The sequence below is a fragment of the Peribacillus sp. CSMR9 genome (assembly GCF_033141925.1).
Classification (GTDB): Bacteria; Bacillota; Bacilli; order Bacillales; family DSM-1321; genus Peribacillus; species Peribacillus simplex_A.
On the sequence record NZ_JAOPHO010000035.1, the window covers coordinates 1 to 14,881 of the forward strand.

Genomic DNA, 14,881 nt, shown 5'->3' on the forward strand with positions numbered 1-14,881 from the left:
GCTCAGTAGCTCAGTCGGTAGAGCAAAGGACTGAAAATCCGTGTGTCGGCGGTTCGATTCCGTCCTGAGCCATCCTTTTTAAAAACGCCTTTCCTTTAGGGCGTTTTTTTTGTTTTACATCCAGATGTATTATAAATGAAATCTTGTTAATGAATTGTTAACGATTTGTAACATACCAATTTTACCCAAGTCAACATATAAACCGCTTTTATCCTTACGGGGCTTACGTCCACTCCTTATTTCGAAATGTATCGAATCTTCCTCATTAGCATATTTATTGGTACTTGTTGTCACCATTTATACAGTTCTATTACATTATCACGACTGTTTCTTGTTTTTTTTTTTATTATGGTAGAGTTATGAGTGAAAAATCATAATAGAAATCAGTCATATGCAAGTGGATATTTAAATTGGACTAATAAATCTCAAAATAAATTTGATTAGTTTCTTAATTGGTGACTGAGCCGTTAAGGAGGACAATATATGTTTAGCTCAAAAGGTAAGGGGATCATCCTGTTGATGGTTTCGGTCATTTTATTGCTTGCTGGAAATATGGCGACGGCCGCAGGGATATCGAAAACTGCCACCATTCAGCATGTTTATCTTAATGATGAGTTCGTCGGAAGTGTGACGGATGAAACGGAAATAGAGGAGATCGTAGCCGATAAGGTAAAAGCAGCACAGAGAGATTATCCAGACTATACATTCGAGAGGGAGTCGCAGCTGTCATATGTACCTGAAGAGGTATTTGGTGAAGAAGTAAAAGAAGATCAGGCTGTAAAGGGTATTCAAGAAAAGCTCAATGTGAAAGCAAAGGCGTATGAAATCGACATAGATAATCAGGCGGTCGCTTATGTTGCGTCAAGGGATGATGCTGAGGACGTTTTGGAAAAAATCAAGTTATTATATGTAAATGAAGAGGAATACGCTGAATATGAAACAAGTAAAAAAAGAAGCGAAACGGGTGCAAAACCGTTAAAAGAACCAGGAAGTAGAATTCTGGACATCAAGTTTTCACTTCCCGTTACGTTTAAAGAATCAATGATCGATCCAGATGAAATCAAGACCGTAGATGATACCATTTCCATGATAGAAGAAGGAAAGAAAGAAAAGACGCTTTATGAGGCTAGGGAAGATGAGGATCTTGAAGCAATTGCCAATCAGCATGATATGGACCTGGATCAACTGTTAGAGCTAAATCCAGGACAGGATGAGGGCAAAGGTCTTAAAAAGGGCGAGCATCTCTATGTGACCCAGCCTACGCCCTATGTGAACGTAATGGTGGAAAGAGAAGTATTAAAGGAAGAGAGGATTCCTTTCGAAAAGAAAGTGAAGGAGGATGACGAACTTCCCAAGGGTGAACTCATTACTGAACAAATTGGCAATGAGGGGGTTCAGGCGTTCACATATGCAGTATCTGAAACAAATGGTAAGAAAATCAGTGAAACGATCGTAAAAAAAGAAAACACGGAAAAAGCCAAAATGGAAATCACTAGAAAAGGCACGAAGGTCGTTCCTTCACAGGGGAGCGGTACATATTCATGGCCTGCAGATGGGGGCTATATTTCCAGCAAGCAGGGGCAGCGCTGGGGGAAACTTCATAAAGGTATCGATATTGCCCGGCCAACCACCAGGACCATAACGGCAGCGGATCATGGGATAATCGAAACTGCTGGAAACTCCGGAGGGTATGGAAATAAGATAACGATCAATCATAATAACGGGTATAAGACAGTATATGCCCATTTGGATTCAATAAATGTAAAAGCTGGACAAAAGATTGAGAAGGGCATGAAAATTGGCATGATGGGTTCAACAGGGCACTCCACAGGTGTCCACCTCCATTTTGAAATATATAAAAACGGTTCTCTTGTAAATCCGCTAAACTATATAAGTCAGTAATCGATGGGAGTCTTCGAAAAATATTCGAAGACTTCTTCTGCTTCACAGATAGATGAGAATAATAGGAAAAAGGTGATTTAATGCCTATAAAATGATAAAGTAGAATAGATACAATTCGCTTTCATTCCGGTGTTCAGTCCCTTTTATTGGGTATATATATATAAATTTGTTGAACTGGGATGCTAGATTGGTGCAAGCAGAAGGAAAAGTGAATAAAGTCCCGGATAAGGACACGGTTTTTAATAGATTCAGTTTAGTTATTAAAAAGGAGATAAGCACATGGATAAGAAGATTCTGGTAGTGGATGATGAAAAGCCAATTGCCGATATATTACAATTCAATCTGAAAAAGGAAGGCTATGAAGTTTTTTGTGCTTATGATGGCAATGAAGCCCTCAAAATGGTAGAAGAACGGCAACCTGATTTGATTTTACTTGATATCATGCTACCGCAGCGCGATGGGATGGAAGTTTGCAGAGAAGTAAGGAAGAAGTATGAAACGCCAATCATCATGTTAACGGCTAAGGATTCAGAGATAGATAAAGTCTTAGGTTTAGAGCTTGGTGCGGATGACTATGTCACAAAGCCATTTAGTACCCGGGAAATAATTGCCCGCGTTAAGGCGAACTTAAGACGTCAGCAAGCGGTCCCGGTCCCAGATCAAGAAAATGAACCGAAGGAAATTACGATAGGAACGCTCACCATCCATCCGGATGCCTATGTGGTATCCAAACGGGGCGATACGATTGAATTAACTCATCGCGAATTTGAATTGCTTCATTACTTAGCGAAGCATATCGGTCAGGTCATGACAAGGGAGCACCTATTACAGACCGTGTGGGGCTATGATTATTTTGGTGATGTACGGACAGTCGATGTAACGGTCAGACGTCTTCGTGAGAAGATTGAAGACAATCCAAGCCATCCTGGTTGGATTGTAACTAGAAGAGGGGTCGGTTATTACCTGCGTAACCCTGAACAGGAGTAGTTCTTATGAAAAAGGTTGGTTTTTTTCGCTCAATCCATTTTAAATTTGTTCTGATTTATGTGTTGCTCATTTTTGTAGCGATGCAGATAATCGGGGTATATTTTGTTGGGGAATTGGAAGAAAATCTTGTCGGGAACTTCACGAAATCAATAAAAGGTCACGTTAACCTGCTTACCTACAGTATTGGTGAAGAAATGGAAAAAGAGAGGGGAGAGGAAGATCCAACCCTCGAAGAAGCGATTGATATGATATTGGAAGACCGGGATAATTCTTCGAATGATATTTCGGAAGTACGTGTCATTGACACTCGCAGCAGGCGTGTGATTGGAACTTCAGCCCCAAGTAACCAGGATATTGTAGGGAAGAAGACAACGGAAGTCCTTATTAAAAATACGCTGATTAATGGAAAAGAAGAAAGTGACGTATTTCGAGATCAGAAAACCGGCAGCCGGCTATGGGTTCTTTCGACACCCATTGAAGCAAATGGGGAGGTCATTGGCGCCGTCTATGTAATAGCAGAGATGGAGAATGTCTTTGAACAGATGGATGAAATCAATGGTATTTTCATGACGGGTACGGCCATCGCCTTGGTCATTACGGCCATCTTGGGGATCCTGCTCGCACGAACGATCACTCGACCCATGTCGGATATGAGAAAACAGGCCTTGGTGATGGCGAAAGGGAATTTCTCAAGAAAAGTAAGGGTATATGGCGATGATGAAATTGGCCAGCTTGCCGTCACTTTCAATAATTTGACTAAAAAGCTTCAAGAGTCGCAATCAAGCACAGAAGGAGAGCGCCGTAAGCTTTCATCCGTCCTCTCCAATATGACGGACGGTGTAATATCAACTGATAGGCGCGGTCGGGTGAACTTGATTAATGAACCGGCGGCACAATTACTGAATGTTTCGCGTGAAACCGTCATGAACCAACCTATCATCGAGGTTTTGGGTCTTGAAGAAGAGTTTAAATTTGAGGATTTACTGGAAGAGCGAGAGTCCGTCATCCTTGATTACAGCAAAAAAAATCGGCCTTTCATTTTGAGGGGGAACTTTTCGGTCATTCAAAAGGAAACGGGATTCGTTAATGGTTTGATTACTGTTTTGCATGATATAACAGAGCAGGAAAAAATCGAGGGCGAACGCAGAGAATTTGTTGCCAACGTATCACATGAACTGCGAACTCCGCTAACGACGATGAGAAGTTACCTGGAAGCATTGGCTGAAGGTGCTTGGAAGGACGAGGAAATCGCTCCATCCTTTTTAAGTGTGACCCAAAATGAAACGGAGCGAATGATCAGGCTTGTTAATGATCTGTTACAGCTTTCGAAAATGGATAGTAAAGATTACAGGCTTAAAACGGGCTGGGTGAATTTCAATAAATTCTATGACCATATCATCGATCGTTTTGAAATGACGAAAAATGATGACATCACGTTTAAGCGTGATTTGCCTAAGGAAGCTTATTTTGTGGATATTGATGAAGATAAAATCACCCAGGTTCTCTATAATGTAATCTCCAACTCGTTGAAGTACTCACCTGAAGGGGGTCAAGTGACTTTCCGCGTCAGGGCTTCGGATGGCTTTATCGTTGTGAGCATTACAGATCAAGGAGTGGGCATCCCGAAAAACGTCATTGATAAAATATTCGACCGCTTCTACCGTGTGGATAAAGCAAGGTCGCGGAATTTGGGCGGGACCGGGCTGGGTTTAGCGATCGCAAAAGAAATGGTCGTGGCGCATGGCGGGAAAATATGGGCGGAAAGTGTGGATGGAAAAGGAACTACGGTGTTCTTTACACTTCCTTACGAACAGGAAGAAGAGGATGATTGGTCATGAATTTTGAACGTGCAAAAAGTATCATACTGATTATTTTGGTTGGGACAAGCATTTTTTTGACTTGGAGCATTTGGACGTATGAGCCTGAATATAATAAATTTGGTGACCGATCGAATTATATAAAGATTAAAAGCGATGTCCAGATTGTTAGTGATGTAGTTAAACCAGTAAGTATCCTTTTTCATGGCAATGGGCAACATTTCCAGACTTCCGATCCGGTGGAAATAGATAAAATGGAAAAAGAATTTTCGCAATGGAGTTTTACCGGCGTAAAAGAGATATCCGTAAAAAGGCTGCAAAGGAAATTTGATGACTTTGTCCATGAAGATGGGTCGATTGAAATCGAATTTTCCGATGATGTGCCCATTTCCCTCTATAAAACGGTATTGAATATTACCGATAAGGACGTGCCTGGCTTTTCATTTGATCGGATCATCATTAAACAAAAGGATATCAGCGGTAATGAATCTGCCGTTTATTTTGTTTCTTACGATCAAGAGAAGATCTATCAAGGTATGGTCGACTCTAAAAGACTAAGAGATTTCATGGATGATTTTTATACGGGTTCTTACAGTAAGCACCCTGAATACACGGCCGAAACCATAAACAGCAAAAGGACGTTGTTCGTTCCGGAAAAATCCATAGAGGTCAACAGACTTCAATATTATATCGACAATTTGGATATTGGAAACCTAAAAAATGCGTTATTTAATGATCCGAAGTATGTACGCCAAGAACCCGTTTCGACCGGTGAGGAATACACGGATGGAACAAGACTGCTGACGATCAATAAAGAGAATTACCTAATTTCTTATATCAATCCGGCACAAAAGAGCAAGTTATTAGACAGTCCCGGTGACCTTCTGCAAAAGAGCATTGATTTCATCAATGATCATGCTGGTTGGGAAGATAATAATTATCGCTTTGCTTATATGTCGGAGAATGAGCAACGAGTGGTATTCCGCTTATTCGTAAATGGTTATCCGGCCTTCAATGAATCCGGAATGACTGAAATCGAGCAAATTTGGGGGAAAGAAGAAATATATAGCTACGAGCGCCCGTACTTTTCACTTGCCTCAGTCCTGCCGTCAGAAGAATCGGTAGAGACTTTACCAAGTGGTAGAGAAGTCTTGAATCAGTTGAAATCGAAAGATAATATCGACTTTAAGAGTGTGGAGGACATCTCGATTGGCTATAAACTGCATAAATCCCTGGATTCCAAACTTGTCACACTAGTTACACTTGAACCCACTTGGTATTATCGTATCGGCGATAAATGGTTTATTGTGCCTGGAGATACGGGAGGCGATCAAAGTGGATTGGAATAATACAAAGTCAATTTTCATCATGGTCTTTTTCATTTTGAATATTTTTCTTCTTTATCAATTCCTGGAAAAGATTAATGACAACCAAATAGAAAATTTCACGGAGTCTTCAATAGATGAACTCTTGAAAGAAGATGAGATTTCAATAGAAACCCCACTTCCGAAACAAAAGTTGGATCAATTCCTGATTGCCCAAAGCAAGACTTTCGAGAAGAAAGATATACAGGACCTGAAAAATCAAAAAGCAAAAATCATCGATGATAAGAAGCTCGTAGGTACATTTAAAACACCGGTTAGCATGAAAGCGGAAATTCATGCTGCAGACCTTGATATATTCCTGAAGGAGTATATATTAAATGGAGATGACTATCACTTTTGGAGCTATGATAAAATCAATCAAACCATCATCTGCTATCAAGTGGCAGATAAAAAGATGTTTTATAACAATAGTAAGGGGAAGGTCACTTTATATCTGAACAAAAAGGGTGAAATCGTCTCCTATGAACAGATGTATTTAGAGGGGATTAAAAAATTCAATAAACCCAAGGAATTGATACCTGCTTTAACTGCTATTGGAGCATTATATGATAATGGTGATATTGATCCCAAAAGCAAAGTCACGAATGTAAAACTAGGTTTTTATAATTCGCTGCAGACGACATCTGTATCACATTTACTTGTGCCAACATGGTGGGTGGTCCTCAATGACAAAACGGATCTCTTCGTGAATGCTATTGATGGAGAGGTCATTGAATTAAATACAGAAGAAAAAATACTGGAGTGAGTATAGATGACTATGCATTTTAGTGTTCTCGCAAGCGGGAGTACAGGAAATGCCTTATTCGTGGAAACGGAGGATCAATCTTTCCTTGTCGATGCCGGCTTAAGCGGTAAGGCTTTGGAAGCATTGTTTCAGGATATAGGCCGTGATATGTCGAAGTTATCCGGTATCCTTGTTACCCATGAACACAGCGACCATATTAAAGGTCTGGGCGTGGTTGCCAGAAAACATAAACTCCCGATCTATGCGAATGCAAAGACATGGAATGCCATGGAACGATCAATCGGTGAAATTGCAACCGAACAAAAATTCACATTTGAAATGGAACAGGTCAAAACGTTCGGCAGTCTTAATATAGAATCTTTTGGTGTTTCTCATGATGCGGCAGAGCCGATGTTTTACGCCTTTCATCATGAAGACAAAAAACTAGTGGTCATCACTGATACAGGGTATGTAAGTGATCGGATGAAAGGAATCATCTCGAATGCCGATGCATATGTATTCGAAAGTAACCATGATGTGTCCATGTTGAGGATGGGAAAATATCCATGGAGCATTAAGCGCCGGATTTTAAGTGATGTTGGTCATGTTTGTAATGAAGATGCAGCCCTTGCAATGAGTGAAGTGGCCGGTGATAAGACCAAGCGGATTTATTTGGCTCACTTAAGTCTTGATAACAATATGAAGGATCTAGCAAGAATGTCGGTAGAACAGACCTTAAAAACAAAGGGGATCATCGTTGGTGATCAATTCTCCTTATATGATACTGATCCAAAAAGACCAACGGAACTTGTTACGTTATAAATAAAAAGGAATGGATGAGGGATACCTTGTTCATTCCTTTTTATTTTTAAAATTTCGATTCATAAGTTACTATTCGGATTAAAAGGGGTATCGTTTGGTTAGAACTGTATAGGAAAAAGAAAATGGCTGAACCTGGTCAATTTTAAATTTCCCTTTAAATAAAAGCATACATTTTTTTAGAAAATTTACGGTAAATGAGTATAATTGAGGGAGGATACCAAACAATAGAATTGCTATAATTCATTCCTAAAATGAGAGGATGGAACGGTCTTGGGTTATTATGATCAGAATGATGAGAACCAAAATAAACGGAAAAAGAGCAATGCGAGCTATTTTTTAGCTGGCTTGGGAGGCGCCATCATTGGGGCTCTACTTATTTTATTATTTTTTCCGGGAAGTGGACTGTTAAATAACGAAACTACAACGGAAAAATCAACGGGGAGTGAGTCCACTAAGCAGTCCCAGCAAAACCTTACTGTAGATGTAACAAGTGCCGTCACCAATGCTGTAGGTAAGGCCAGCGACGCAGTGGTCGGCATCTCTAACATTCAGAAAACGAACTTCTGGGGTCAAGGGGGCAACGCCGAGGACAGTTCAGCCGAAGCTGAAGCTGGCACTGGTTCTGGTGTCGTTTATAAAAAAGACGGGGGCAAGGCCTATATTGTCACGAATAACCACGTCATTGAAGGCGCTAATGAATTGGAAGTGACATTAAGTGATGGCACTAAATTGCCAGCTAAACTACAAGGTAGTGACCCATGGACCGATTTAGCGGTCATTGTCGTGAATGGTGATAAAATCAAAACCATTGCTGAATTCGGAAAATCCAGCAAATTGAAACCAGGTGAGCCCGTGATTGCCATCGGTAACCCATTAGGCCTCCAATTCTCCGGATCAGTCACACAAGGGATCATCTCCGGTTTGGAGCGTACGATAGAGGTGGATATCAATGAGGACGGACAAGTCGATTGGAATGCAGAGGTCATCCAGACCGATGCGGCGATTAACCCAGGCAACAGCGGAGGAGCACTCGTTAATATGTCAGGGCAGGTCATCGGAATAAATTCCATGAAGATAGCAGAAAATGCGGTGGAAGGAATCGGTCTTTCCATTCCAATTGATTCAGTTATTCCAATTATTAATGATATTGAGGAATTTGGTGAAGTGAAACGTGCATACTTGGGTGTGAACTTAACATCCGTAAAGGAAATTTCCCAATACCATCAGAAAAATACATTAAAGTTGCCAAGGAAAGTTACTGAGGGTGTTGCAATAACAGGCGTTCAAAGCAACTCTCCTGCTTCTAGAGCAGGATTGAAGGAATTTGACGTCATTGTGGGAATGGATAATGAAAAAATCCATGACGTCGTGGAATTAAGGAAATACCTATACATTGATAAGAAAATCGGTGATAAAGTTAAAATCATTTATTACCGTGACGGAAAGAAAGAAACTACGGAAGTCAAGCTTTCAAGCAGCGAAATCTAAAACGGAAAGGACAGGGGGCAGTCATTGCTTCCTGTCTTTTATATTTCCTTGTGATTTTCTTATTTTTTGTTACGATTACCTGTGGATATATACTGAAATTAGAGTTTCACGTAACTTGTGGATAATTGGGAATAAGTACTTGGAGTAATGAGTGAGAAAGGAGGAATGAAAGATGAAATTATATTGCTGTCAGGAACACGTGGACATGGCGCTGGATGAAGTGGTATACGAATGTGAAACATATCCTGTTTTAACGCTGGTTTCTGAAGAAAAACAGTTATCAACAACCTGTGAATATTGTCGAAACGTGGCAATATATCTAGTAGGGAACTAATATTCCCATACAAGATGTGGATAGGTTTTGTGGATATGTGGATAACTATTGTGGATAACATGTTTGTAACCTGTTCTTAACCTGTTCTTAACATTTTCCGAAGAATGAACTGGAGGGTAGAATTATTGTAGATAAAAGCATTTTTGTATACACAATAATGGCCATTTAGGTAAGTGGATCCTTGGAAAATCAATCATAATTCTTATCGAAGCTGAACATAGGACCATCCACATTTTCACGATGAACATTAAAAATAAAGGCTCTTTTCGTAAAGATTGTTGTTTTTAAAACGAAACTATTTAAGGTTGATTGGAGCGGAAGTGCGAGACTCCTGCGGGAGCAGCGGGACAGGTGAGACCCCACAGGCGTTTACGCCGAGGAGGCTCACCGCCCGCCCCGCGGAAAGCGAGCATCTGGAGGGGAAATCAACCACAACTCACTACCTGGTAAATAGCAACAAAGTATGTGAAAACAGCCAAAATAAATGAAGGTTACCGTTGCCGCTTTCAGGGGCAGCGGTTTTTACTTTAAGGGCCATGGAACCCCTCCATTAAAAATTGGCAAGGATATGCTTGTTTTGCTTATAGGTCACTCTAAGGTATGATATAAGATAGGCAAAAATCCAACAACTGAAAGTAAAAACATAATGAAAGTTAGAGGATATATATGAAAATAACGATTATTACTGTTGGCAAGCTAAAGGAAAAATACTTAAAGCAAGGAATTGCTGAATATACAAAAAGGTTAAGCGCCTATGCTAATATAGAACTTGTTGAAGTACCGGATGAAAAAGCTCCAGAGAACCTGAGTGCTGCGGACATGGACATCGTAAAGCAAAAGGAAGGTGAACGTATTCTGGCCAAAGTCAGCCCGGACACCTACGTAATAACGCTTGAAATCAATGGAAAACAGCTTACTTCCGAGCAGCTGGCCACTCAAATCGATCAGCTCGCCACTTATGGAAAGAGCAAAATTGCCTTTATTATTGGCGGGTCTCTTGGGCTTGGCACTGAGGTGGTTTCAAGAAGTGATTATGCCCTTTCCTTCTCTAAAATGACCTTTCCGCATCAATTAATGAAACTAGTTCTACTGGAGCAAATATATCGGGCTTTTCGGATAAATAGAAATGAACCATATCATAAATGAAAGAGTTAATCCCGGGGAATTTAAAAATTAAAACTTAATGAAATGAAAAGAGGGTAACGAATGAATAAAGAGTCCATTTATGGTTTAACATTCGAACAATTAACAGCATGGCTTTTGGACCATGGCCATAAAAAATTCAGAGCTTCCCAAGTCTGGGAGTGGCTTTATAGAACACGTGTGACGAGTTTCTCTGAAATGACGGATGTTAATAAAGAGTGCATAAAATTACTTGAAGAGCACTTTGTCATCCAGACTTTGACTGAGCACGTTAAGCAAGAATCAGCAGATGGTACGATCAAGTTCTTGTTTAAATTACAGGATGGAAACCTTATCGAAACGGTTATGATGAGACATAAATACGGAATTTCGGTTTGTGTCACCACCCAAGTGGGCTGTAATATTGGCTGCAGTTTCTGTGCCAGTGGATTATTGGCCAAAAGCCGTGATCTATCCAGCGGGGAAATAGTGGAACAAATCATGAACGTTCAATTGCATCTAGATAAATTGGAACAAGAGGATGTTGTAAGCCATGTTGTTGTAATGGGTATTGGTGAGCCGTTCGATAACTTTGAAAATATGATAGACTTTTTGAAGGTGCTCATGGACCATAAGGGTCTTGCTATCGCTGCTAGGCGGATTACTGTTTCGACGAGCGGTCTTGCCAACAAGATTTATGAATTCACCGATACTAAATTACAGGTGAATTTGGCCATCTCATTACATGCGCCGAATAATGAACTCAGGACACGAATCATGAAAATAAACCGAGGTATTCCGATAGAAAAATTAATGAAATCTCTTGATTATTATTTAGAGAAAACGAATAGGAGAATTACGATTGAATATATCCTATTGAAAGATGTCAATGACCATCAAGAAGAAGCCGAGCAGCTCGCCGACCTTCTTGATGACAAAAAACATCGGCTCTATGTCAACCTGATTCCATATAATCCTGTAGATGAGCATAGTCAATACCAAAGAAGTGAAAAAGAGTCCGTTCTCTCGTTCTATGATACGCTGAAAAAGAGAGGCGTAAATTGTAAAATCCGCCAAGAACATGGAACGGATATTGATGCAGCTTGCGGACAGCTAAGAAGCAAACAAATCAAGAAAGCTGAAGCCCAATAATTTACCAAGTGGGACCAAGCCATAAACCCCATTAAAAAGAGGCCGCATATTTCGAGGGCACTGAAAAAGTCCCTTCGGGCCAATAGAGGTAGATTTTCTCATTTATGCTGAGGAAATCTACCTTTTTTTATTTTATAATCAAAGGTAAAAAATTTATGTGGGTGAGTACGATAATTCAAAAACAAACGTCTATGGTTTTTAGTCCATATATGGCCATTTATGATGTAGTGGTTCCAAAGGATAACATGTTACGCAAGATCAATGAACTTATTGACTTTTCTTTTGTGTTGGAAGAATTGAGGGACAACTACTGTCTTCATAACGGTAGGAATGCTGTCGATCCAATACGTATGTTTAAATATTTGCTGCTCAAGACCATTCATGACCTATCAGATGTGGATATAGTTGAGCGTTCCAGATATGACATGTCCTTTAAATATTTCCTCGGCATGGCTCCAGAAGACCTATTCTGTCAGTATTAAATCCAATGAACATACAGAACAGGCTACATTCCAGGAAAGTGAGTATTTTAAAGAAAAATCAAAAGAACGTTATAAAATAGAAGCGAAAAACAGTGAATTGAAACACAGACACGGGTATGATGTTGCAAAATCCTCGGGTCTACTTGGCATGGAATTACAAGGAGCAATGGCTATTTTCACCGTTAACTTGAAAAGAATATTGAAATTAATGGCCTAAAAAAGTGACACACAGAAGCAAAAAAAGACGATTTTCATTCAAGTATCGAATGAGAATCGTCTTTTTTTAGTTTGATTTACCGTACTAGTTAGAAAAACGTGAGCTTTTCAGCAGCCTCCATATTTCGCGGCCTTTTTTAGTGTGATTTTATTATTTAGCTATTTCTTTTACCGAGGCGACTTCATACGTAGTTAGCTCGCTGCCTAGAATTGGAGATTCTTTTTTAGCTTCACCGGAACTTGGTTCAGGCCGTTTATGTGCAGCTTTGAATGCATCGCTATTTCTCCAAGCAGTAAAGTTATCAAGGCTTTCCCAGTACATGTTAACGCTTAGTTCATCGTGATCCGATAAGTTCTGCGTTAATAATACTTCAACTTTTACGAAGCCTTCCGTAGTATCAAGTGGACCTGGAGCAGTGAATCCTGGGGCCATGACTGCCCCCATACCTTTTTTGACTCTGATTCTATTCGTTACGATTATCATAAATCAGCACTCCTTTTGGATATCGGCTTTTAATCTACCCTGTTTCCGCTTTAATATCATACATATTTTAGCATATTGAAAGAAGCAGGGTCCATTTTGATTAATCAAGATCATTGAATCCGGAATGACCAACCTTTTTAATGATGATGAAGTTTCATTATATTGAAATAAGTCAATTGAATTTGGTTATTACAAGGTTTATCGTTTCATATCGCGTATAATAGAACCTTGTATAAGGAAATTATGATTATGGAAACAATAATGTAAGATACTAAATAACAAAAGAGGCTGTTATATGAATGAATTGAATTTTACTGATTATACATTAAGTGATGAAATTGTAAGGGCATTAGAAAGCTTGGGTTACCAACGTCCAACCGAAGTACAGCGCGAAGTGATTCCAGTGGCATTGAAAAGGCAGGATCTTGTCGTAAAATCCCAAACAGGCAGTGGCAAGACCGCTGCATTCGGCATACCGATATGCGAAATGGTCGATTGGGAGGAGAATAAGCCTCAGGCGCTTATTTTAACACCGACACGTGAGCTTGCTGTACAGGTAAAAGAGGATATTACGAATATAGGCAGATTTAAACGGATAAAGGCAACGGCGGTTTATGGAAAACATCCATTCGCTTTGCAAAAAGCGGAATTGAAACAAAAGAGCCATGTAGTCGTTGGAACCCCGGGGCGTGTTCTGGATCATATCGAGAAAGGGACATTCGTCCTGGAACGTTTAACTCATTTAGTTATTGATGAAGCGGATGAAATGCTGAATATGGGCTTCATTGAACAAGTGGAGGCCATCATTAAAGAGCTTCCTAAAGAAAGAGTAACCATGCTGTTCTCCGCTACGTTACCTGAGAGCATAAAAAAGCTTTGTAAGCAGTATATGAAAGATCCTTTGGATATTGAAATCAAGGCTAAGGGGTTAACGACCGAAAAAATTGAACATGCTCTTATTGAAGTGAGAGAGGATGATAAGTTTTCCCTGCTTAAAGATGTAACCATCACGGAAAACCCCGATAGCTGCATCATTTTCTGTCGGACGAAAGATAGGGTCGACCAAGTATGTGAAATGCTAATGGATCAGGAATATCCTTGTGATATGATTCACGGCGGCATGCTTCAGGAAGATCGTCTTGCAGTTATGAATGAATTCAGAAGAGGTGAATTCCGCTATTTGGTTGCGACAGATGTTGCTGCACGCGGAATTGACATCGACAATATAACCCATGTGATTAACTATGACCTGCCATTGGAAAAGGAAAGTTACGTACATCGAACTGGAAGAACGGGCCGTGCAGGTAAAAAAGGAAAAGCCATTACTTTTGTGACGCCGTACGAAGACAAATTCCTTACTGAGATTCAAGGATATATCGGTTTTGAAATCCCTAAGATGCCCGTTCCATCAAAAGAGGATGTCTCCAATAAAAAAATGGATTTCGAAGCAAAACTGGAAGCTCGTCCAAAGATAAAAAAAGATAAAAGTGAAAAATTGAATAAACAAATCATGAAGCTGTATTTTAATGGCGGAAAGAAAAAGAAAATCAGGGCTGTTGATTTTGTCGGAACTATCGCAAAGATTGATGGAGTGAATGCTGAGGATATCGGGATCATTACGATTCAGGATAATGTTTCTTATGTGGAAATATTGAATGAAAAGGGACCGCTTGTCTTGAAAGTGATGAAAAATACGAAAGTAAAAGGGAAACTTTTGAAGGTTTCAGAGGCCTTTAAGAACTAAAGGTGCCGAATAAAAAAGAAGCGGGAAGATGAAAATCTGTCTTTCCGCTTCTTTTTTTATTTGTATTTTAATATAATGAAAAATTGACCTTAAGAATATTACGTTACGTCCCCAGTGATTCAAAACTGGGGATTTTTTGTTTTTTGAAGACGGGAAGGATCTTTTTCTGAATTCTGTTTAGCCGTCAAATGAGAGTGGTATATGAGGAAGGATTACACAATT

The 14,881-nt window shown here is 39.8% G+C and carries 12 protein-coding genes, 1 tRNA gene and 2 pseudogenes; 14 read left to right on the forward strand and 1 reads right to left on the reverse strand.

Features of this window, described 5'->3' with window-relative positions; genetic code table 11:
• The 13 genes and pseudogenes from N9I19_RS15485 to N9I19_RS25270 form a co-directional block, all read left to right on the forward strand.
• Positions 1-72, forward strand: a tRNA-Phe gene (locus N9I19_RS15485).
• Between the two features lie 411 nt (positions 73-483).
• Positions 484-1,902, forward strand: coding sequence for a peptidoglycan DD-metalloendopeptidase family protein (locus N9I19_RS15490; RefSeq protein WP_317778310.1), 1,419 nt, complete (start codon positions 484-486; stop codon positions 1,900-1,902).
• A 279-nt stretch (positions 1,903-2,181) separates the two neighbouring features.
• Positions 2,182-2,889 (forward strand): response regulator YycF, encoded by a 708-nt coding sequence (gene yycF / locus N9I19_RS15495; protein ID WP_034316131.1) that lies wholly within the window; start codon positions 2,182-2,184, stop codon positions 2,887-2,889.
• Positions 2,890-2,894: 5 nt separating this feature from the next.
• Positions 2,895-4,727 carry a cell wall metabolism sensor histidine kinase WalK gene (gene walK, locus N9I19_RS15500; protein WP_317778311.1) on the forward strand — a complete coding sequence of 611 codons (1,833 nt, stop codon included), beginning with the start codon at positions 2,895-2,897 and terminating at the stop codon, positions 4,725-4,727.
• Positions 4,724-6,055 carry a YycH family regulatory protein gene (locus N9I19_RS15505; protein ID WP_317778312.1) on the forward strand — a complete coding sequence of 444 codons (1,332 nt, stop codon included), beginning with the start codon at positions 4,724-4,726 and terminating at the stop codon, positions 6,053-6,055. The genes walK and N9I19_RS15505 overlap by 4 nt, the downstream gene beginning before the upstream one ends.
• Positions 6,042-6,836, forward strand: coding sequence for a two-component system regulatory protein YycI (locus N9I19_RS15510; RefSeq protein WP_089363706.1), 795 nt, complete (start codon positions 6,042-6,044; stop codon positions 6,834-6,836). The genes N9I19_RS15505 and N9I19_RS15510 overlap by 14 nt, the downstream gene beginning before the upstream one ends.
• Before the next feature lie 6 nt (positions 6,837-6,842).
• Positions 6,843-7,637 carry an MBL fold metallo-hydrolase gene (locus N9I19_RS15515; protein WP_089363707.1) on the forward strand — a complete coding sequence of 265 codons (795 nt, stop codon included), beginning with the start codon at positions 6,843-6,845 and terminating at the stop codon, positions 7,635-7,637.
• A 270-nt stretch (positions 7,638-7,907) separates the two neighbouring features.
• The gene (locus tag N9I19_RS15520) at positions 7,908-9,125 is read left to right on the forward strand and encodes a S1C family serine protease (RefSeq protein ID WP_089363708.1); all 1,218 of its coding nucleotides are present in this window, start codon (positions 7,908-7,910) and stop codon (positions 9,123-9,125) included.
• Between the two features lie 172 nt (positions 9,126-9,297).
• The gene (locus tag N9I19_RS15525; protein ID WP_089363709.1) at positions 9,298-9,459 is read left to right on the forward strand and encodes a CxxH/CxxC protein; all 162 of its coding nucleotides are present in this window, start codon (positions 9,298-9,300) and stop codon (positions 9,457-9,459) included.
• A 666-nt stretch (positions 9,460-10,125) separates the two neighbouring features.
• On the forward strand, positions 10,126-10,605 hold the full coding sequence (gene rlmH, locus N9I19_RS15530; RefSeq protein ID WP_089363710.1) for a 23S rRNA (pseudouridine(1915)-N(3))-methyltransferase RlmH: 480 nt from the start codon (positions 10,126-10,128) through the stop codon (positions 10,603-10,605).
• 60 nt (positions 10,606-10,665) lie between these two features.
• The gene (gene rlmN, locus N9I19_RS15535; RefSeq protein WP_061465897.1) at positions 10,666-11,733 is read left to right on the forward strand and encodes a dual-specificity RNA methyltransferase RlmN; all 1,068 of its coding nucleotides are present in this window, start codon (positions 10,666-10,668) and stop codon (positions 11,731-11,733) included.
• A 155-nt stretch (positions 11,734-11,888) separates the two neighbouring features.
• Positions 11,889-12,197: pseudogene (locus tag N9I19_RS25265) on the forward strand (transposase); the annotation flags it as partial.
• Positions 12,193-12,432: pseudogene (locus tag N9I19_RS25270) on the forward strand (transposase); the annotation flags it as partial. The pseudogenes N9I19_RS25265 and N9I19_RS25270, both read left to right, overlap by 5 nt.
• Before the next feature lie 150 nt (positions 12,433-12,582).
• On the opposite strand, the gene N9I19_RS15545 reads toward N9I19_RS25270, so the two are convergent.
• Complete coding sequence (locus tag N9I19_RS15545; protein ID WP_061465896.1) at positions 12,583-12,915, reverse strand: heme oxygenase; 333 nt, start codon at positions 12,913-12,915, stop codon at positions 12,583-12,585.
• A 295-nt stretch (positions 12,916-13,210) separates the two neighbouring features.
• Here N9I19_RS15545 and N9I19_RS15550 point away from each other — a divergent pair, with 295 nt between their 5' ends.
• Positions 13,211-14,659 (forward strand): DEAD/DEAH box helicase, encoded by a 1,449-nt coding sequence (locus N9I19_RS15550; protein WP_284469117.1) that lies wholly within the window; start codon positions 13,211-13,213, stop codon positions 14,657-14,659.
• The last annotated feature ends 222 nt before the right edge of the window (positions 14,660-14,881 follow it).